This window comes from Hamadaea sp. NPDC051192 (assembly GCF_040682475.1).
Taxonomy (GTDB): Bacteria; Actinomycetota; Actinomycetes; order Mycobacteriales; family Micromonosporaceae; genus Hamadaea; species Hamadaea flava.
The window spans coordinates 49,379-68,471 of the sequence record NZ_JBFBAZ010000014.1 but is presented as its reverse complement, the minus strand read 5'-3'; the positions used below and the strand labels follow the sequence as shown (position 1 = coordinate 68,471).

The following is a 19,093-nucleotide window of genomic DNA, read 5'->3' as shown; positions in this document are numbered from 1 at the left end:
GGTGTGGTGACGTGCGTGGCACTCCGGAGATCACCTTTCCGTGTGCTGTACGCGGGGCGCTGCTATTTTCGCGGATTCGTTGGGTTCAGCCGACCACGCGCGACGCCTACAGTCGCATCCAGATCGATCGCGGTAAGCGCAGAATCGTCAAGATCGCACAGTGCGCGAAGAACCAGAGAATGCCGGCCTCGTCGGTGTCCGCAGGGCTGGGGCGGTGTGAACGCGTCACCGCCACCGTCACGGACGTCCCTCCCCGTTGCGGTGCATCTCCTGGATCGCGTGACCGTCCCTGGAGAGGATCATCATGAACTGGAAGCGCACTTCCGCAGTGGCCGTAGCGCTGAGCGTGGCGCTCGCCGGCCTCACTGTCGCCACGCCGGCCCAGGCGGGCAACTCCTACACCACGCAGTTCTGCAAGGACAACATGTACCGCCTGACGAACAGCGGCAGCGCCACTGACATGCCTATGTGGTGCCGCATCCAGGCCGGACCGGCAGCGACTTTCGGCTACACCGGACCTGCTGATGGGTACCCTGGCGTCAACTCGTGGAAAGGCGTCCAGCGGTACCTGACGCGCGAGAAGGTCTATAGCGGTCCGATCGACGGCCTCCCGGGCAAGTACACGTACATGGGCATCCAGACGATCGCCAAGCGGAGCGGCGGCTACACCGGCCCGATCGACGGCGCCCCCGGCTACTACACCTGGCTTGGGTTCGACAGGGCCATCAAGATGATGTGGTTCGGCCTCTGACGACCAGCTCGTGGTGCGGGTCCGGCGATCGGCCGGGCTCGCACCCCTGCTCAAGGGTTGCCCCCCGCTCGACGGCAGCCATCGGGCCGATCCCAGGCGCCGACGGCGAAGATCGTGCTTGCGAACTACCCGGTGCGGCGGGCATCAGCGCAGCCTTGTCCGCGCTGGCGCCCAACGTGCCATGGAACCCCGATCCCGCCGAGCCTAGGCGCGTAGCCGCCGCAGCTCCATCGTCCCTGTCAGGCCGTGAACCCCCCGCCACGGCCTGGCAGGGCGCCATATCGAGGTGGCCCTACCTGGCGGCAGCGTCGATCGCGTCGATCAGCTGCGGACCTTCCGCGAGCGCGGCGTCATTGTGGTCCGCGCCCTGCACCGCGATCGGGGCGACGCGGGCCCGTTCCGCGACCGCGACGCTCTGCGCGGGTGGGACGGTGCCATCGGTCGTCCCGTAGACCACGGTGATCGGCGCCTGCACGGCAGACACCTTGTCCAGCACGGGAAACCGGTCTCTCAGGAGGAGGCGTACGGGAAGGAAGGGGTAATGCGCGGCGCCCACTGAAGCCAGATCGGTGAACGGTGAACGCAGGACGACGGCCCGCGCCGGTTGCTCCGTCGCGAGATCGGTCACGACGCCCGTTCCCAGGCTCTCGCCGAACAGCACGATCCGCTGGCTGTCGAAAGACTCCGCCAGGTACGCGTACGCGGCCCGAACGTCGAGGAACAATCCTGATTCCGTCGGGCTGCCCGGGTTCCCGCCGTATCCCCGATAGTCGAACAGCAGCACGGTCAGTCCGCGCGCGCTGAGCGCCCGAGCCAGCGGTACGCGTCCCGCCCGATTGCCGCCGTTGCCATTGGCCACCAGGACCGCCGTGCGCCGATCCGGACCCACCGGTTCGGACAGCCAGCCGCGGAGCGTCAGGCCGTCGGCGGTGCCGAAGCTGACCTCCGTCATCCCGGCGGGCACCGGCCCGGTCTCCTGGCTCGGGAAGTAGATCAGCTTGCGCTGGCCGAAATAGAGCAGCCCCACGAGAAGAACGGTAGCGGACAGCACGACTATCACAGCTCGAACGATCCTCCGCCTGGCCACGACCCCAATTATCCGCTTCCCCTTGCCCGTCCGCCGGGTCGAGGTCGTCCGCGACCGCTGGTACGCCATGTACCTATCAAGGCCATCGTGAGAGATGATCTCGCTCATGCGCTCCCTCGACGACCTCATCACCACGGACGAGCCCGCTTGGCCGGATCTCTCCGCGGAGTTCGCCGCCGCCGAGTCGGTCCACGTGCTCCCGGTGGAGCAGCGGGCCGGCGAAGCCTGCCTGGTCAGCCTGCAGGTGACCGTGCGGTCGCGGCTCGGCGCGATGGCTCGGCACACCGGAGGCGTGCTGGTCGACGACGGCTGGGTACGCGTCTACGGCGGCGGCTCTCCCGGCTTTCCCAGCCTGGCGGACATGAACCAGCTCGACGGTCCGCCACCCGCGCTCGCCGTCGGTCACGATGTCGTCGGCGGCCTGTTCGAGGTCAACGGCCCCCAGGTACCAGCGGATCGCCCGGGCAGCCCGGGCGAGGTCTGCTACTTCGCCCCCGACACGCTCGGCTGGGAATCGCTCGGCGTCGGCTACGGCGACTGGCTGTCGTGGCTGGCGAGCGGTGCGACCCACCAGTTCTATGACGGACTGCGCTGGTCGACCTGGCGTGCGGAGATCGCCGGGTTACGCCTAGACCAGGGCTTCACCGTCTACCCGTTCCTCTGCACGACCGAGGCGCGCGCCGACATGGACGCGACGACCCGCAGCCCAGCCCCCATCGCCGAGGTCATCGACTTCACCCAGGATCTGGCGCGTCAGCTAACGGATCTTCCGGACGGCGGATCATTCGCGCTACGGGCCACTGACGCTTGACTCTCACGCTGCGTGAGTCTCTACCGTCGAAGGCATGAAGATCACGGTTATGAATACGCCGCTGGCGATGCTGGAGATCCTGGCCCGCCCGCTGCCTGAGCGCGCCGACGCGCTGCGCGACCTCATCGCGCCGATGTACGAGCACGTCCCGATGCCCGGCGATCCGGTCGACCTGCACCACCAAGGTGGCGGCTTCCGCGTCGACATCGACGACCCGCGCTACCTCCCGGCGTTGACCCGTCTCGTCAGCGAAGACGTCGTCGGGCAGATCACCACCGCGCTGGAGCGCGCCGCCGAGGCGCTGCGCGACTGGAAGCAGCCCGAGGAGGTGAAAGTGCTGTTCGTGCTCGGCAATCCCGACGACGAGCATCTGATGAAGGTCACCGGCGGCTACTACGGCATGGGCGGCGCGCCCGGCTGGCTCTACCTCATCGGCTGGCCGTCGGACGAGGTCATCGGGCGGATCGCGTACTGCGCCGTCCACGAGCTGCACCACCAGATCCGCTACCAGAACGTGCCGTGGACGCCGATGGTCGGCGAGCACATCATCTCCGAAGGACTCGCCGAGGCGTTCGTCCGTGAACTCGCCGGCCCGGACGCGATGGGACCCTGGTCCACCATGGTCTCCGGCGACTCGCTGGAAGACGCGTACGCCAAGACGGTCGCGGCCTTCGACGTCACCGGCTACGACAAGACGACTGCGTACGTGCTGGGCGACACGACGGCGCGGAAGTTCGGCTCGGAGCCGGTCGGCATCCCCGACATGGCCGGGTACGCCGTCGGCCTGCGCATCGTCGACGCGCACCTGAAGGTCAGCGGCTTGACGGTGGCGCAGAGCACGAGCCTGACGGGACCGGAGATCCTCGCCAGCGCGACGTCGTGACAGACACCGTCCCGCGTTCAGAACGCGGAGCGCGCGCTCCCCGAGGGCGGTCCCCATGATCAGGGTCAATTCCACGCTGCCATAGCGACAGAGAAATGACCCTGATCATGCGTCACCCACGATCAGCCGAACCCGTGAGAACCCCGCCGGCCACAACGACCTAGTAGCGCCAGAGCGTACGGGCGACGATCTCCTCCTCGGAAGCACCGTCGAACACCGCGACCTCACCCCGCCGAACGGCGAGAACGGTGTCGACCAGCTCAACCCCCAACTCGGCCGCGAAGAACGGATCACGCTCCAAAGCGTCGGCGGCGACGTCAAGAGAGGTCGGCAGCCGAGGCGGCGGCGAAGCCAGCGAAGCCGGATCGACCTCGACTGGATCAGGCAGCACGGCAGCCGCTGAGACCCCGGAAAGCCCAGCGCTCAGCAACGCAGCCAGCGCGAGGTACGGGTTAGCGGTGGCGTCGAAGCACTTGACCTCGATGTTCGCGGCGGATTCACGTTCGCCCACCGTCCCGGTGACGAACCGCAGCGCGGCCTCCCGGTTCTCGTGCCCCCAGCAGGCGTACGCGCCGGCCCAATGAGACGGCACCAGCCGCAGATAGCTGGCGACCGAAGGCGCGCCGAACGCCAGCAGCGCCGGGAGACGTTCCAGGATCCCGGCGATGAACGACGAGCCAGTGTCGGAGAGCATGAGGTTCTCCGATCCTCGCCACAGGCTGAGGTGGACGTGGCCGCCGTTGCCGACACCGCCGGCGACCACCCGGGGCGCGAACGAGGCTCGCAAGCCGTGTCGCAGGCTCACCGCGCGGATGGTTTCGCGTACGAGGACGAGCATGTCGGCGGCGCCGACCGGGTCCTGCGGGGAGAACGACACCTCGAACTGGCCGGGGGAGTACTCCGGGTGCAACTGTTCGACCGGCACGTTCTCCTCGATCAACGCCACCATCAGCGTACGCAGATAGTCGGAGTGCTCGACGGCGCGAGCCATCCCGTAAGCGGGGGCGCTGTCGGAGGGAACGACGCACCACTCGACCTCGAACCCCGCCCGCACGGCGTACCCCTGATCGGCCAGCCGCGTCACGACCGTGCCGAGGATCCCGCGCGCATCCTGCGGATGGCGGTCGCGATTCTGGTCGAACCGGTCGGCCGGGGCCCACGCCCAGCCGGGTTGCCCCGCGAGCACGGTCAGCCGCCGCAGATCCGGGACCAGCCGCAGGTCGCCGACGGGGCCACCGGCGTACCGGCCCATCACGTTCGAGTCGTCGACCAGGAACGTGTCGAAGACAGGCGACGCGCCGACACCCCAGTGCGCCGCGTGGGCGAGCCGCGCCACCGGGACACCCTTCATCCGGGTGATCCCGCTGTTGTCCACCCAGGTCAGCGCCACCACGGCGACGTCGCGCGCGGCCAGCTCGGCGGCGATCTCGTCCGGATTGGTCACAGAAGCGAACCTACCGGCAAAACGTCCGGCCTTCCGGCAAGCTGGTGAGGTGCGCGAATGCGTGGCGGCGCTGCCGCTGACCGATCATCACTGCCACGGCGTCGTACGGCGCGATCTCGACGCGACCGCGTTCGCCGGGCTGCTGACCGAGGGCCCGCGCGGCTCGTGGGACTCCCTGCTCGGCTTCGCCGTGCGCAAGCACTGCGCGCCGCTGCTCGACCTGCCCACCCACGCCCCGCCCGCCGACTACCTCGACCGCCGCGCGTCGCTCGGCCACGCCGAGGTCACCGATCGCTTCCTGACCGCGGCAGGCCTCGGCGCGCTCTGCGTCGACACCGGCTACCTGCCCGAACCCCTGCTCACTCCGCAAGAGCTCGGCTCCGCGGCGGGTGCCGCTCCTCATGAAGTGGTACGCCTAGAGCAGCTCGCAGAGCAGTTGCTCACCAGCGGCGTAGACGCGATGGGCTTCGCGACCGCGTTCCGGGAGAACCTCGCCGACCGAGCCGAGGCCGCGGTAGCGGCCAAGAGCGTAGCCGCGTACCGCATGGGCTTGGCCTTGGATCCTCGCCGCCCGACGGAACGCGACGTGACCGCGGCGGCCGGGCTCGTGCTGGCCATGATGGGCCGCGGCGGTCCGGCGCGGATCGCCGACGAGACCTTGCACCGGTTTCTGATCTGGACCGCCGTCGATCTCGGCCTGCCGGTGCAGTTCCACACCGGGTTCGGCGACCCCGACCTGAACCTCCACCAGGCCAACCCGACGCTGCTGACGCCGCTGCTGCGCGCGATCGAACCGACCGGCGTTCCGGTGTTGCTACTGCACACGTATCCGTACCACCGCGAGGCCGGCTACCTGACGCAGGTCTTCGACAACGTGTACTTCGACGTCGGCCTCGCCCTGCACAACGTCGGCGCCCGCGCCACCGCCGTGCTCGCCGAAGCGCTCGAACTCGCGCCGTTCACGAAGATGCTCTACTCGTCGGACGCGTTCGGCCTGCCCGAGTTCTACTACCTCGCGGCGACGCTGTTCCGGGAGGCGCTGTCGGCGTTCCTCGCCGACTTCACGGAGTCGGATGCGACGCGGATCGCGCAGCTCATCGGCGTCGCCAACGCCGCCCGCGTCTACCGAATCTGACGGTGACGTCAGATCCCGGTTATTCAGCCCACCAGCCGACTGGTTCGCCATCCTCGTCGTAGACGTTGCCGTACTCCCACTCGCACGCGTGCGATGCGGCCCAGCCGCCGATCGCCGCCTCCGCCGGGAGGAACCCGGACGTCACAGGCATGGTGATGACGACGAACCGACGGTCATCCGGTGTTTCCACCAGGCCGCCGAGTGGCTCGAACACCGCGATGAGCGCGTCTACATCGGCGCTGGACAAGGCCGTGGTCGGGTACACCCGAAGGCAGAGGTTCCCGCCCCGCCGCATGACTTCGAAGCTGCCGTCAACCGCCACGCGCAGGACATCACCAGCGGCGAAGCCATAGGCGAGAGCTGGACTGCCGAGCATCTCGTATTCGTCACCGTCGACATGCCGTGCCGGAAGAACCTCGTACACGGGCTTCCCCGATGACGCGGTGCCGGCGAGAACCTTCACATGTTTGTGGCCGGTGTCAGCCCCGCCGTCTCCCATGGGCGTCGATTCTGGCATGACGTTCCTGCAGGAGACTCGCCCCCAGGTCCTGCCAGAACGTCGAGACACCCCAGACCGCGGACTTCCCGGGGGATTCGGTATCCGTGTGGGCGCGCCCGGAAGGGCTGCGGCATGATCTCGGACCATGACGGGCTATGACAACCTTCTCGCAAGGATCAGGCTGCGAGTACGCGAGGACGACCCCATGATGCCGCTGTCAGCAGGGCTACCCGATCCGGCGCCGTCAGGCAAGATCGACAAGGCCGAAGCCATCCTGGGGTTTCGTCTTCACCCGCTGCTGGCCGCCATCTATCGGGACGTCGCCGACGGCGGCTTCGGTCCTGACTACCAACTCCTGAGTCTGATCGACGGGCCGACCAGCGAACGAGCCGTCTCGTGCTACCTCGAGAACCGCGCGGCCAAGGCCGGCACCGCGTGGGCGTGGCCTGAAGGCGTATTACCGATCTTGACTTGGGGCTGTGGCATGTACGCCTGCGTCGACTGTCGAAGCGACGAGGGAACGGTGCTGCTGTTCGAGCCGAACCCTGGCGATCCGCAGGCCGCGTGGTGGATCGACTCGCCTACCCTTTCGGGCTGGTTCGAGCATTACATCGGTGGCACCGGTTGGTGGGTCAAAGCCGAAGACGGCGAGGACTTCGACGAGATGAGCCCATGGCCGTACGCTCCCGGACGATCTGCGTGATCGCTCCAATGAGCCTGGAGTCAACTTCCAGCTAACGTTGCCTTCACGTAGTGCATGTCAGTTCGGCCGACTGTCGAGCGCTGCTCCCGGCCGATTCATGCGGAAGAGTCAGACCATGGCATCTCCTGTGCCCGGGTACGCGGTGCCTGGCATCGAACCTGCAAGCGGCACCGATGACCTGCGCCGGGTCTGGTACTGGGGCGCGCAACTCGCCACCAGCGCACCAGTCGCAGCGGCTCTCGCCCGTATTCCGGCGGAGCTAACCTCCGTAGAGGAACCGTGGCCGGGGCACAACCTCACCACAACCCGAACCCAACTCTGCGCTGTCCTGGGTGTCGGCACCGGCGACGGGCTGCTGTGGGGACTGAGCTTCGCCGATGAGGTGGGGCTCCTCGTGCAGCCCTACCAGTCCCGGCAGGAGTCCGACCCCGACCTGGTCGGTGCGGCGCTCGTCGCACAACCCGGTGTCGACTCCGCCGAACAAGTCGACACCGGGCAGTTCGAGGTACGCACATCCGAGGTGCATCGAGCCGACGAGATGCTGGCCCGCTGGCTGAACGCGATCATGATCGCCCATCACGAGTTCGCCCGGCGTCGAGGCGTCGACCTGCCCTACTGAGCCGGACCGTTAGCGTGTCGGCATGCGTGAACCGACCATGACCGTCACCTTCAGCCACGACCAGGCGCTCGTCCTGTCCGACTGGCTGTACCGGGTTGTGGGCAGCCCGGCGTTCGACGCGTTCGTGGCCGAGGACCCAACGGTTTGGCCCGCGTTGCACCAGCTCTCCGGGACGCTGGAAACGACGTTGCCCGACGTCTTCGCGGCCGGCTACGGCGAAGGCCTTGCGGCGGCGCGTCAGCGGCTCCTCATCGATCAACCGGAGGCACCGCGCCGGCTGCGTCCAACTCCGCCGCCCTCGCCTGGAGCCGTCGAGCGTACGGTCGGGGGCTGGGTCGCCGAGGACAACGTGGTGACGGCATTGCAGCAGCTCAGCTTCTACATCGGCTACCGATACGACGCCGCCGATGAGGATGCCCTGGTCGGCGCACTCGAGGACACCGACGACGACACCGACGACCTCTGGTTCGAGTACCCGCTCTCCGGCTCGCCGGCGCTGACCGTACGCCTAGCGCAGGCAATTGGCGGCAGCGTCGTGTCCGCCGGGGTCACCGGAGTGATGGACGACGTTCTCGCCGCCCGCGTCGAAACGGTCCTCGACCTGCTGTGACAGTACGGCGCTGTTCGGCGTCGGTAGCGCGCTCCGCGTCGCCGATCGCGGAGCGCGCGTCTTCAGGTCGGAACCGTGGCTCAGGAGCGCCGTCTACTGCTCGGCAACCTCGCGCAGACGGGCCGAGGCGCTGCTGAGCGACGGTTCGCCGTGGCCGTAGCAGGCGACCTCGACCTCCAGGTCGGCCAGGCGCGCTGCCGAGTTCGCGAGTTGGGCCGGGTCGAGGTTGAAGACACCAGGTATGACCTGTCCCATGTGCTCGGCGATCGTGTCCCCGGTGAAGAGGACCCCGTGCGAGGGCAGGTGCAGCGCGATGCTGCCGTCCGTGTGGCCGGGGATCGACAGGACTCGTGCACCGTCGCCGAATTCGAGCAGGTCGCCGTCGCTGACCTCATGATCGACTCGTGACGGCGGAGCGGCCGGAAGCCCTGCGGCGACTTGGGCGTGCAGCTCGCGCTCGAAGTCGGTGAAGTTCGGTGGCGGGCCGGGACGCTCGCCGCGAACGAAGGGCGCGTCTGCCTCGTGCGCGATGATCTTCACCTCTCCCCAGGCGGCCAGCTCGGCGGCGGCGCCTGCGTGATCGTCATGGAAATGGGTGAGCACCACCTGGACGAGGCTGGATGGATCGAGTCCGATGTGTCGCATCGCGTCGGCGATGAGCGGGCCTGACCCGGCCGGTCCGGCGTCGATGAGCGTGGCGGTGTCGTTGTCGCGCCACAGATATGCCTGGTATCGGCCGAGCATGATTCGGTACAGGTGTGGACGCAGCTCGGTGATGATCTCGCTCATGTCGTGACGGTATAGATTCGCCGTCCGTATGAAGAAGACATGTCTGCTGGGAGCGGACAGCTTTCGCCGGCAGCGAAAGCCCTGTCTGTTCTACGATAGTCACCCGGTGCTTGCCAGGACATGGTCGATCTGATCGCTGGTCAGATGCCGGGCATTCCACGCCAGGGCTGCGATCTGGGCAGCGGACCGATGCCTGGGCTGGTCTTCGAGCGCGGGCCCGACGCCGGTGATCGCCGCCAGATCGCCGGGTCGGTAGCCGAGGAGGTGCGCGAAGGCCGTGACGTACCGCGGTGTCAACGTCACTTTCCCGGTGCCGAGCTGCCCCACGGTGGAATAGGAGACGAGCGGGCCACCGCCGACGAAATACAGGACCTTTGCCTGATACGGGGGGATGTTGCGGTTCATCATCAGCCGCGAAACCACAGCACCGGAGCCGTCGGGATAGACGTCCGGGGGCGATGGCGTCGTGCGGGCCTGTACGGGCAGGGATCGGACCAGCTCGTCCAGCCGAGCGATCTGGGCGGGCGCCATCCCGGCTGCCTTCTCGACTATGGTGCCCACGTTCCACGGCTTCGTCGGCCAAGCCGAGGCGAGATCCGCAGGTACGGGCAGCGACGCGAGGACGAACATGTCAGCCGCCGGTATGCCGAGTGCCACGGCCAGCGTCCGCAGGATCTCGGCGCTGGGCTGAGTACCGGCCAGGAGCCCGCTCAGCCCGGATTCGGGCAGTCCGGAATCGCGAGCGAACGCGGCGACCACCTCGTCTGCCTTCATGGGCGCCGCAGATAGGCGGTGTGCCAGCAATCGCAACAGCCGCGTACCGAACGGGGACCGGTCCGTCACAGCGCCGACTCTAACGCCTGCGTATTGCCACCGCGCATGATCACGAAGCTTCCGTTCCGGGTGACGGACTGGCCCTGCGGACTGGTGTCGGCAACACGGCTTGCGGGTATCGCCGCAGATGGCCGCCCAGTACATTGACCGCCGTGTCTAGCGGCGAGACCACGGTCGGGGTCAGGATCAGCAGTGTCACGGCCACGTCCTGGCGGGCCACGCCGGCTACCCGCCCAAACCTCGAATTCGACCTGACTGAGACCTTCGCGAGCTTCTACGCCTTGTTCGCACAGTTGCCCTCGGTGCTTGCCCAGCGCAGGTTCACTGGCGACTCGGTCGCCGTCGGCAGACACTCGGACGCTGTGTCGCTCGGCTCCTTCGAGCGCGCCGAGGCGATCCTCTTCGCGCTCCCCGTGCCCGCCCGCCACGTCGTCGCCATGGTGAACCTCGATTTCCGTGCGGGCGAGTTCGTCTACAGTGCCGACTCGCAACTGTGCCGGGCCCTCGCCGCCTGCGTCGACGGCCAGCTGCTTCTGAACGGCAGGCCGATCTTCGCGATCGTCGACGACCTCGCTCACGAGGTCGCAGCCGACAACGTCCGGGCAAGACCGCTGAGCGAGGCCCACACCGTGATCAGCGTGCACGGCGACGAGCGGACCATGCCCGACGAGGCCATGATCGCCAACGTTCTCTACGGAACGCAGGCGCCGTATCGGCCGGAGTTCGTGCAGCTGTACCGGCCGGCCGCGCTGAACCGGACCGTCGAGTCCTACGCGGCGACGACCCGGCACGCCAGCTTCCTGTTCGGCCAGTCCCACGTCGTGGAGAACAGCATTCTGCTGACCACGGTGCAAGCCGTTGCGACGGCGGCACGGTTCGACGAGATCTGGGATGAGGCGAAGCAGCAGGTGCGGCACTTCCAGGCCAGGACTCAAACCGACGGCGGGCAGATGCGAGTCGATGTCGAACAGCTTGCCGACACCATCGGCAACCTCGAGCTCGAGCTGGCCCTCGACGTGGAAGCCACCCCCGACGTGGGGCTGGGCAGTTCGACGCCGCTCGTCGAAGACTTCCACCACGATCTCTACGCCGCGATGAAGATCCGAGATCGGTCTCGCAGCGTCGGCCAGCTGCTGGCCCGGGTCAAGAGCAGCCTGGAGTCCGAACTGATCGCGATCGACAGCCGCGAGCGCGCCGACGCGACGTTGTCCATCGAGGCCATCGCGAGCCTGTTGTCGGTCGTCGGCCTGCCGATCTTCTTCCTGCTCGCGTACTTCGGAGTGAACGCGCGTGAGGTCGACCAGGACGCGTCGATGTTCAGCGGACGATACTGGCCCGCGTACGCCGGGGCGGCGCTGCTCGGCCTGCTCGCCCTCGCGCTGATGTGGCCTCGGCTGCGCCGAGCTGCCGGTCGAACCGTCGGCGGCGGACGCCGGTGGTGGCCCGCTCGGGGGATGCCGCGATCGCGGCGATAGGGCACAGTGAATCCATGGTCATCCCGATCTATGACGTGAACCCCGTCCGGCGTACGCCGTGGGTCACCTACGGGTTGATCGCCGCGAACGTGTTGGCGCTGCTGTTCACGCCGGTCTTCGCGAACATGGGGATCGGCAGCGAGGCGGTGTCGGACCTGTGCCATCAGACGGCGTTCTTCCAGCACTATGCGGCCATCCCGAAGGAGCTGATCACCAACACCCAGTTGCCGCTGGTGGCGACGGGCGCGGTCGGGCGGATGGCGAACGGGCTCGGCTGCGTCGTCGACGCCCCGAGCTATACGAAGCAGCCCGCGCTGTCGGTGCTGACCTCGATGTTCCTGCACGGTGGCTGGCTGCACCTGCTGGGCAACATGCTGTTCCTGTGGGTGTTCGGCAACAACATCGAGGACCGGTTCGGGAAGATCGGCTACCTGCTGGTCTACGTCGCCTCCGGGTACGCCGCCGCGTACGGGTTCGCGCTGGCCAACCCGGACACGACCGAGCCGCTCATCGGCGCTTCCGGGGCGGTGTCCGGCATCCTCGGGGCGTACCTGGTGCTGTTCCCGCGTGCCCGCGTGTGGAGTCTGGTGCCGATCCTGTTCTTCATCCCACTGCGGCTGCCCGCTTGGATCGTCCTCGGCACCTGGTTCGTGCTGCAATGGCTCTACTCAGCCGGGCTGGCCGTCACCGGCGGGGGTGAGGTGGCGTACCTGGCGCATGTGCTGGGCTTCCTGGTCGGGGTGCTGGCCGCGCTGCCGTTCCGGGGCCGGCGGCGGGGGCCACCGGTGCCACGCCAGTTGGCCGGGTACGCCGAACCGCAGGTCATGTGGCGCAAGACCGACCGGGGCGGCTGGCGCTGACGAAACCCTACCGGCAGGGCCCCGGCCGCCGACAGCAACCGGTGACCGGATCACCGAATGATCGCTTCGATGAAGTCCAGGTCGGGAAATCGAGCGGTACACGGTGCCGGACTTGGTCCGGCACCGCGCGGGTCGCATCAGCTACAAGTGGTGGCCCACTTGTGTGAGGCGGCGTCGTTGGTCAGGTACTCGCCCCAACCAGGGGCCCCGGTGCCGCCGAAGTTGAACGACGCCTCGTCGGCCGAGAGCCAGTACGTGCCGCGGTGCAGGCAGGCCCACGCGCCGGTGTGGTTGCTGCCCCAGTAGATGCGTACGTTGTTGTAGCCGTTCGGGTCGTTGATGCCGTTGTTGTACAGCGTGCGGTCGCGATTGGCACAGTTGGCGCCCCAGTAGCTGCTGCTTTTCGGGGTGGCGAGGCAGCGGGTGCCGCCGCCGTTCGGCAGCGTCCAGACGCAGAAGTCGCCAGATGGGCAGCCTGCGGGGGCGGAGAGCGGGGTGACGATCGCGCTGGACACCGAGTTCGGCGCGGCGGACGGTGCGGCCTGGGCTGTGGTCGAGAACGCCATGGCGGTGACGGCGCCCACCAGGGCGATCGCGCACGCTTTGAGCAGTCGGGACATGGACTCTCCTTGGGCGGATGGTGTGGCATCGCCGGATTCGCGCGGCGATGAGGGCGGGGTCAGGCCCGCGCCCCGTATTTCAGGACGGCCTGCGCGCGCGGGATCGCGTCCTGCGCAAGCCTCCGGTATTCGTCGAGCTGTCGGAGGTCCGGTGTGGACATCCGCGCTCGGTACGCCGCGTCGAGCTGCCGGGCCAGGGCCGCGAGACCGGTCTGCTGTGCGCAGGTCGCCTCGGCGACGGCCGCGCGTACCTGGTCGGGGGTGGGGTCGGTGCCGCTCGCGTACTGGCGGGCGGTTTCAGCCGGGCTGGCCACCTGCAGCCCGGCCGCGCTCATGCAGTCCACCCAGGTATGCACCCCGGCCGTATACGCGGGGTCGGCCACAACCTGTCGCTGCCGGCGGGAGATCAGGAACTGGGCCGCGTTGGTGGCGGTGAACCACGCCGGGAAGTCGCCGTACAGCTGCCCTTCGGCTGTCGCTTCGCAACCGTTCGTGCTGTGCCCGAGTACGTCGCCGCCGGGCAGCGTCACCTGCACGTCGGTTCCGCCAGGACCGCCGTTGAGCGCCTGTGCGTACGCCGCCCGGCGGCTGTCGGGCATCGCGGCGAGCACGGGATTGGCAGGCTCCGCGCTCGTGCCGCCGGCGAAGTAGGCGTGTGCCCGGGCCCAGGCCACGTCGTCGAGGACGTAGGGGAACAGCTGGCTCGTTGTGGCCGGTGGTGCCGCCGCCACCTGATATGGATAGCCCTGCGCCGCCATGCACCGGCGGATCAGCTCCTCGTTCGCGGCGTAGAGCAAGGCGGCGGTCTGCGGCGGCAGCGTGTCGCTCTGCGCCTCGGCCGGGCGGGCGGCGTCGTGGGCGTGGCGTCCCTCGCCGACCGCGACCGCGATCAGCGCGACGACAGCGGCGATGCCGGCCAGCCCCGCGGCAATCCGCCGGCGCACGATCGCATCCGGCTTGACCAACGTCGACAAGCTGCGCATCACTGCCCCCGGTGGACTCGTCTGATGAGAACGCCGCGGCTCCCGCCCGGCAGTACGAGAATTTCGACGGCCGCCAAAGATCTGCTAATCGGGCACCAATCGCGTACCTTCGATCTGATGGATTTTCGAATCTTGGGCCGGATGGACGTGCGTAGCTCCGGTGCGGCGATCGACGTGCGTCAGCCGCAGACGAAGTTGGTCTTGGGTTTACTGTTGCTCGAGGCGAACCGCATGGTCCCGACCAGCAGCATCGTCGACGCCCTGTGGGCGCAGGCGCCCCCGGCCACCGCCAAGGCGATCATCCAGAACCGGATCGCGGAGCTTCGCCGCCTGCTCGCGGAGTCCAGCGCCACGATCATCACCCACCATGGCGGGTACGCGCTGAGCGCCGACGTGCGCTCCATCGACGTGTGGGTGTTCAAAGACCAGATGGAGCAGGCGCGCCGGGAAAGCGATGCCCGCGTGCGCGTGAAGCTGCTCGACGGCGCGCTCGGCCTGTGGCGAGGGCCACTCTTGGCTGACGTGGCGGCAGGCGCCGACGGATACGCGCCGGCGCTGGAGGAGGCGCGGCTGGCGGCCGAGGAGTGCCGGGCGGAAGCGCTGCTGAGCTTGGGCGAACACGAGCCTGTCGTCCACCGGCTGCTCGGCTTGGTGGCCGATCATCCGGCACGTGAGCGGCTGGTGGCCAGTCTGATGACGGCCTTGGCGCGGGCCGGGCGGCTGGGCGAGGCGCTGGAGGTCTACCGGCGTACGTGGCGATGGCTCGACGCGGAACTGGGCATCCGGCCAGGCCGTGATCTCGCCGAGCTGCACGACCGCCTGCTCACCACAAACGCCGACGCGCCAGCCGTCCCGACAGTGTCGGTGCCCGCGCAACTGCCCCGTGACCTCAAAGCGTTCGCGGGCCGCGCCGACGCGCTCGCGTGCCTCGACGAGGCCCTGGCGACCGCGCAGATCGTCGTCGTCTCGGGCACGGCCGGAGTGGGCAAGACCGCGCTGACCGTCCACTGGGCACATCGCGTCAAGGACCATTTCCCCGACGGGCAGCTATACGTGAACCTGCAGGGCTTCGATCACACGCAGGTGCCGATGCGCCCGGAACAGGCGTTGCGCCAGCTGCTGAGCGCGCTCGCCGCCCACCTTCCGCTGCCCGGCGACTACGAGGCGCAACGCCGGCGATACCACGACATCCTGCACGGGCGGCGTGTGCTGATCGTGCTCGACAACGCCGCCGGCGCCGACCAGGTCCGCCCGCTGTTGCCGCCGGCCTCTGGCTGCCTGGTCATCGTCACCAGCCGCTACCAATTGCCGAGCCTGGTCGTCACCGAGTCCGCCCATCCGGTCGAACTCGACGTCCTGCCCGCGCCGGAGGCACGACTGCTGCTGACGTACCGGCTGGGGCGCAAGCGAGTCGACGCGGAACTCGACGCCGTCGACGACATCGTCGCCCGGTGCGCACGGCTGCCGCTGGCCCTGGCGGTGGCGGCGGCGCGGGCGGCCACCTATCCGGCGTTCAGCCTGCGCACGCTCGCCGAGGACCTGTCCGACAACCTTTCCGCGCTCAGCGGAGGTGAGCACGACACCGACATCCGCGCCGTTCTGGCCACCTCCTACCGGGTGCTGAGCGCCGACGCCGCGCGGCTGTTCCGGCTCGTCGGGACGCATTGCGGCGCCGATTTCACGCTGTGGGCCGCGGCCAGCGCCGGAGGCCTGCCGGTCCGCGCGGCGCGTCCACTGCTGGCGGAGCTGACGCGGACACACATGATCATCGAGACACGGCTCGGCCGGTACACCATGCACGACCTGCTGCGCTCCTACGCGCGGGAACTGTGCGACGGCCCGCAGCCCGACGTGATGCGCCGCCTGCTCGACTATCGGCTGCGCTCGGCCCTCGCCGCCGATCGGAGCCTCCTGGCCGACCGTTACCAGGTGGAACTCACCCCGCAGCTCGACTCCGTGACATCGGAGTCGTTCGCCGGGCTGACCCAGGCCGTCGAGTGGCTCAACGCCGAGCGCACGTCGCTGGTGTCCGCGGTGACCTGGGCTGCGGACAACGGCTTCGACGCGTACGCCTGGCAGCTGGCCTGGGCGCTGCGTACGTTCCTGGAATGGCGGGGGCACACCCCGGACTCGCTGGAGGCCATGAACGCGGCGTTCAGCAGCGCGGATCGACTCGGTGACGCCACCGCGAAGCTGCACCTCCACCGCGCCCTGGCAATCGCGGCGCAGCGGCTCGGCGATGGGACCACAGCGTCGGCGCACGCCGAGCACGCCCTCCGGCTCGCGCCCACGGTGGACGATCTTGGGATGCTCGTGCGTACGCACCGCGACGTCGCCCGCTTCTTTGAAGACGCCGATCGCCTGGAGGAGGCGTTCCGGCACGCACAGCAGGCGCTTGACGCGGCGCGGGCAGGCGCCGATGACTACATCGCAGGCCGGATGCTCAACATGGTCGGCTGGTTCCACTCGGCGCTGGGCCGCCACGACATCGCGCTCATCTACTGTCGACAGTCATTGGACATGCTCGGCGAGACCGGCCGGGAAACGCAACGAGCCTGCACTCTCGACAGCATCGGCTTCGCCCTCCATGGCTTGGGCGACTACGCCGAGGCGGCCGCGTACTACGAGCGCGCAGCCGACCTGAACCATACGATCGGCGACTTGCACACTGCGGCGTCGGTACTGGTCAACCTGGGCAACACGTACGAGGCGTCGGGCGACCTCGCCTCCGCGCACAACGCGTGGCACCGGGCCGCGGCTATCTTCGACGAGCTCCGCGACACCCGGTCCACGGAGGTACGCGACCAGATCGCCCGCTTCCGCTGAGCCGTCCAGCGGTCCCGGGCGGCCGGCCCGTCGTCGGCCTTGATCGATCAGCAGAAAGTCGCCTGGCGGAGTCCACGAGGAGCCCTCCGATCACGGCCTGGGCCAGTCCCGCGGTGGCCTGACGACCAAAACGCGCCTGGCCTGAGTGGCGCAGCCCGCAGTTCTACCCGTGCTGAACGCTCCGGCGAGCCGGCTGGTCGTTGGCCGGCCCACCTGCGCTCACTGGCCGACACCGGCAGATAGCGATCGCCGCAAAGCCACTCGCGGTAGCGGGCCCAACAGACGCGTGAAAGCGCCTTGGCCAGTGTTCGGTTCTAGGAGCCGACCGCCGGTTGGAAGTGGGCCATGGCCGTGACTCCATCTGCGAGCGGCGCCTGCAGCCGCCGCGCGCGAACCGTCCAGGCCCTCCGGGCGGGATGAATTCCGACAGAACTCCCTGGAATGTGGACCAGATGCGATGAGTTTTGTCGGTGGGATCAGTCAGTCTTGGTATGCCAACGAACATGAGTACGACCGCTGACCGTGACCGTCTGTCCACCAACCTTGATCGAGGTACCGTGTCTGTCCAGCAAATAGAGTCACCTGCCGAGTCCGCGACCCAAGCGATCTCGGGTCGAACACCGCCCGTCATCCGGCTGCTCGTGCTGGCCACGTTCGTCGTCATTCTCAATGAGACGATCATGATCAACGCGATTCCGAAGTTGATGAGCGCGTTGAGCATCACCGAGCAGACCGCGCAATGGCTGTCGACCGCGTTCATGCTGACCATGGCCGCGGTCATCCCGATCACCGGCTGGTTCCTGCAGCGCGTGTCCACCCGCACCGCGTACGCGACGGCGATGGGGTTGTTCCTGCTCGGCACGGCGGTGGCCATCGTCGCGCCGACCTTCGAAGTGCTGCTGGGTGCTCGCATCGTGCAGGCGTCGGGCACGGCCGTGATGATGCCGCTGCTGATGACCACACTGATGCACGTGGTGCCTGACCAGCATCGGGGCAAGGTCATGGGCAACGTCAGCCTCGCCATCTCCGTCGCGCCCGCCATGGGCCCGGCGATCGCCGGCGTGATCCTCAACTTCGGGTCCTGGCGCCTGCTGTTCGCGGTCGTGCTGCCGATCGCCGCGCTGATCACCTGGGGCGGCTTGAAGCAGCTCAAGAACGTGGGGGAGCCGCAGGTCAGCGCCATCGACTGGGTCAGCGTCGGGCTGGCCGCGTTCGGCTTCGGCGGCCTGGTCTACGGGCTCAGCCGGTTCGAGGGCGGCCACGCCGGAGTGGCCACCGCGATCGTCGGCATCGGGCTGGTCGCCATCGGCGTCTTCGTCGTACGCCAGCTGATGCTGCAGAAGCGCGGTACGCCGCTGATGGACCTGCGTACGCTCAAGCACCGCACCTACACGGTCGCGCTGACCCTGATGTCGGTCGCCTTCATGGCGATGCTCGGCTCGATGATCTTGCTGCCGCTCTACCTGCAGAACGTCCGCGAGCTGAGCGCCCTGCAGACCGGACTGCTCGTGATGCCCGGCGGCCTCGCGATGGGCCTGCTCGGCCCGACCGTGGGCCGGCTGTTCGACCGGTTCGGCGGCCGGGTACTGGTCATCCCCGGCGCGATCGCGATCTCCGTCTCGCTCGCTGGATTCACCCAGGTCTCCATGACGACGCCGTTCTGGCAGCTCCTGGGCCTGCACTCGCTGATGATGGTGGGCCTGGCCGCCACTTTCACCCCGGTCTTCACCCTGGGGCTCGGCGCGGTCCCGCCGCACCTGTACTCCCACGGCAGCTCGATCCTGGGCACATTGCAGCAGGTCGCGGCGGCCTTCGGCACCGCGCTCGTGATCACCGTGATGGGTGCGCGAGCCGACGCGCTGAAGTCGCAGGGCGTCGCCACCGTGGCCGCCAATCTCGACGGCATGCGGCTGGCGTTCGTCGTCGGCGCGGTCCTGTCCATCGCCGTGATCGTCACCGCGTTCCTCCTGCCGGCCCGCGCGGAGAACGCCGCAGGCCATGGCGACCACGCCCCGGCGGGTGCGGAGAACGCCGCGGGCCAGGGCGACAGCCTCCCGGCCAGGGCAGACAGCGCTGTGGCTCACCGCGACAACCGACCGGCCAGAGCAGGCAGCCGCACGGCCGGCACGGACAACGCCGCAGGCCACGGCCACTGAATAACGGA

General features: G+C 68.6%; 18 protein-coding genes and 1 pseudogene. 12 read left to right on the top strand and 7 right to left on the bottom strand.

Annotated features, from left to right (window positions below):
• The first annotated feature begins 304 nt into the window (after positions 1–304).
• Positions 305–751 (top strand): hypothetical protein, encoded by a 447-nt coding sequence (locus AB0M47_RS08950; RefSeq protein ID WP_363410768.1) that lies wholly within the window; start codon positions 305–307, stop codon positions 749–751.
• A 292-nt stretch (positions 752–1,043) separates the two neighbouring features.
• Here AB0M47_RS08950 and AB0M47_RS08945 read toward each other — a convergent pair whose 3' ends face one another.
• Positions 1,044–1,778, bottom strand: a complete 735-nt coding sequence (locus tag AB0M47_RS08945; RefSeq protein ID WP_363410765.1) for an alpha/beta hydrolase — start codon at positions 1,776–1,778, stop codon at positions 1,044–1,046.
• 166 nt (positions 1,779–1,944) lie between these two features.
• On the opposite strand from AB0M47_RS08945, the gene AB0M47_RS08940 reads away from it, so the two are divergent.
• Both AB0M47_RS08940 and AB0M47_RS08935 read left to right on the top strand, forming a co-directional pair.
• The gene (locus tag AB0M47_RS08940) at positions 1,945–2,649 is read left to right on the top strand and encodes a DUF2625 family protein (protein ID WP_363410762.1); all 705 of its coding nucleotides are present in this window, start codon (positions 1,945–1,947) and stop codon (positions 2,647–2,649) included.
• Between the two features lie 34 nt (positions 2,650–2,683).
• Positions 2,684–3,532: a DUF2268 domain-containing putative Zn-dependent protease gene (locus tag AB0M47_RS08935; protein WP_363410759.1), complete on the top strand. Its 849-nt coding sequence runs from the start codon at positions 2,684–2,686 to the stop codon at positions 3,530–3,532.
• A 160-nt stretch (positions 3,533–3,692) separates the two neighbouring features.
• Here the strand turns inward: AB0M47_RS08935 and AB0M47_RS08930 are convergent, their stop codons facing one another.
• Positions 3,693–4,976 carry a glutamine synthetase family protein gene (locus AB0M47_RS08930; RefSeq protein ID WP_363410756.1) on the bottom strand — a complete coding sequence of 428 codons (1,284 nt, stop codon included), beginning with the start codon at positions 4,974–4,976 and terminating at the stop codon, positions 3,693–3,695.
• Between the two features lie 49 nt (positions 4,977–5,025).
• Here AB0M47_RS08930 and AB0M47_RS08925 point away from each other — a divergent pair, with 49 nt between their 5' ends.
• On the top strand, positions 5,026–6,111 hold the full coding sequence (locus AB0M47_RS08925; RefSeq protein WP_363410753.1) for an amidohydrolase family protein: 1,086 nt from the start codon (positions 5,026–5,028) through the stop codon (positions 6,109–6,111).
• Between the two features lie 19 nt (positions 6,112–6,130).
• Here AB0M47_RS08925 and AB0M47_RS08920 read toward each other — a convergent pair whose 3' ends face one another.
• Positions 6,131–6,628, bottom strand: coding sequence for a DUF4265 domain-containing protein (locus AB0M47_RS08920; RefSeq protein WP_363410750.1), 498 nt, complete (start codon positions 6,626–6,628; stop codon positions 6,131–6,133).
• Positions 6,629–6,755: 127 nt separating this feature from the next.
• On the opposite strand from AB0M47_RS08920, the gene AB0M47_RS08915 reads away from it, so the two are divergent.
• The 3 genes from AB0M47_RS08915 (at position 6,756) to AB0M47_RS08905 (ending at position 8,542) form a co-directional block, all read left to right on the top strand.
• Positions 6,756–7,313 carry an SMI1/KNR4 family protein gene (locus tag AB0M47_RS08915; protein WP_363410747.1) on the top strand — a complete coding sequence of 186 codons (558 nt, stop codon included), beginning with the start codon at positions 6,756–6,758 and terminating at the stop codon, positions 7,311–7,313.
• A 115-nt stretch (positions 7,314–7,428) separates the two neighbouring features.
• Entirely contained in the window at positions 7,429–7,932 is a 504-nt protein-coding gene (locus AB0M47_RS08910) for a hypothetical protein (protein WP_363410744.1), read from the top strand.
• Positions 7,933–7,954: 22 nt separating this feature from the next.
• On the top strand, positions 7,955–8,542 hold the full coding sequence (locus AB0M47_RS08905; protein ID WP_363410741.1) for a hypothetical protein: 588 nt from the start codon (positions 7,955–7,957) through the stop codon (positions 8,540–8,542).
• A gap of 93 nt (positions 8,543–8,635) precedes the next feature.
• Here AB0M47_RS08905 and AB0M47_RS08900 read toward each other — a convergent pair whose 3' ends face one another.
• Positions 8,636–9,331, bottom strand: a complete 696-nt coding sequence (locus AB0M47_RS08900; protein ID WP_363410738.1) for an MBL fold metallo-hydrolase — start codon at positions 9,329–9,331, stop codon at positions 8,636–8,638.
• A gap of 99 nt (positions 9,332–9,430) precedes the next feature.
• Positions 9,431–10,174 carry a hypothetical protein gene (locus AB0M47_RS08895; RefSeq protein WP_363410735.1) on the bottom strand — a complete coding sequence of 248 codons (744 nt, stop codon included), beginning with the start codon at positions 10,172–10,174 and terminating at the stop codon, positions 9,431–9,433.
• Positions 10,175–10,317: 143 nt separating this feature from the next.
• Between AB0M47_RS08895 and AB0M47_RS08890 the strand changes: the two genes are divergently transcribed.
• Complete coding sequence (locus tag AB0M47_RS08890) at positions 10,318–11,640, top strand: hypothetical protein (RefSeq protein WP_363410732.1); 1,323 nt, start codon at positions 10,318–10,320, stop codon at positions 11,638–11,640.
• A gap of 14 nt (positions 11,641–11,654) precedes the next feature.
• Entirely contained in the window at positions 11,655–12,500 is an 846-nt protein-coding gene (locus AB0M47_RS08885) for a rhomboid family intramembrane serine protease (RefSeq protein ID WP_363410729.1), read from the top strand.
• A gap of 137 nt (positions 12,501–12,637) precedes the next feature.
• Here the strand turns inward: AB0M47_RS08885 and AB0M47_RS08880 are convergent, their stop codons facing one another.
• Both AB0M47_RS08880 and AB0M47_RS08875 read right to left on the bottom strand, forming a co-directional pair.
• Positions 12,638–13,120, bottom strand: coding sequence for a peptidase inhibitor family I36 protein (locus AB0M47_RS08880; protein ID WP_363410726.1), 483 nt, complete (start codon positions 13,118–13,120; stop codon positions 12,638–12,640).
• 59 nt (positions 13,121–13,179) lie between these two features.
• On the bottom strand, positions 13,180–14,103 hold the full coding sequence (locus AB0M47_RS08875) for a hypothetical protein (RefSeq protein WP_363410723.1): 924 nt from the start codon (positions 14,101–14,103) through the stop codon (positions 13,180–13,182).
• Positions 14,104–14,220: 117 nt separating this feature from the next.
• On the opposite strand from AB0M47_RS08875, the gene AB0M47_RS08870 reads away from it, so the two are divergent.
• The 3 genes and pseudogenes from AB0M47_RS08870 to AB0M47_RS08860 all read left to right on the top strand — a co-directional run bounded on the left by AB0M47_RS08870 (position 14,221) and on the right by AB0M47_RS08860 (position 19,085).
• Entirely contained in the window at positions 14,221–16,929 is a 2,709-nt protein-coding gene (locus AB0M47_RS08870; RefSeq protein WP_363410720.1) for a BTAD domain-containing putative transcriptional regulator, read from the top strand.
• 46 nt (positions 16,930–16,975) lie between these two features.
• Positions 16,976–17,071 (top strand): annotated as a pseudogene (locus tag AB0M47_RS08865) (IS5/IS1182 family transposase); the annotation flags it as partial.
• Between the two features lie 415 nt (positions 17,072–17,486).
• Entirely contained in the window at positions 17,487–19,085 is a 1,599-nt protein-coding gene (locus AB0M47_RS08860) for an MDR family MFS transporter (protein WP_363410717.1), read from the top strand.
• The last annotated feature ends 8 nt before the right edge of the window (positions 19,086–19,093 follow it).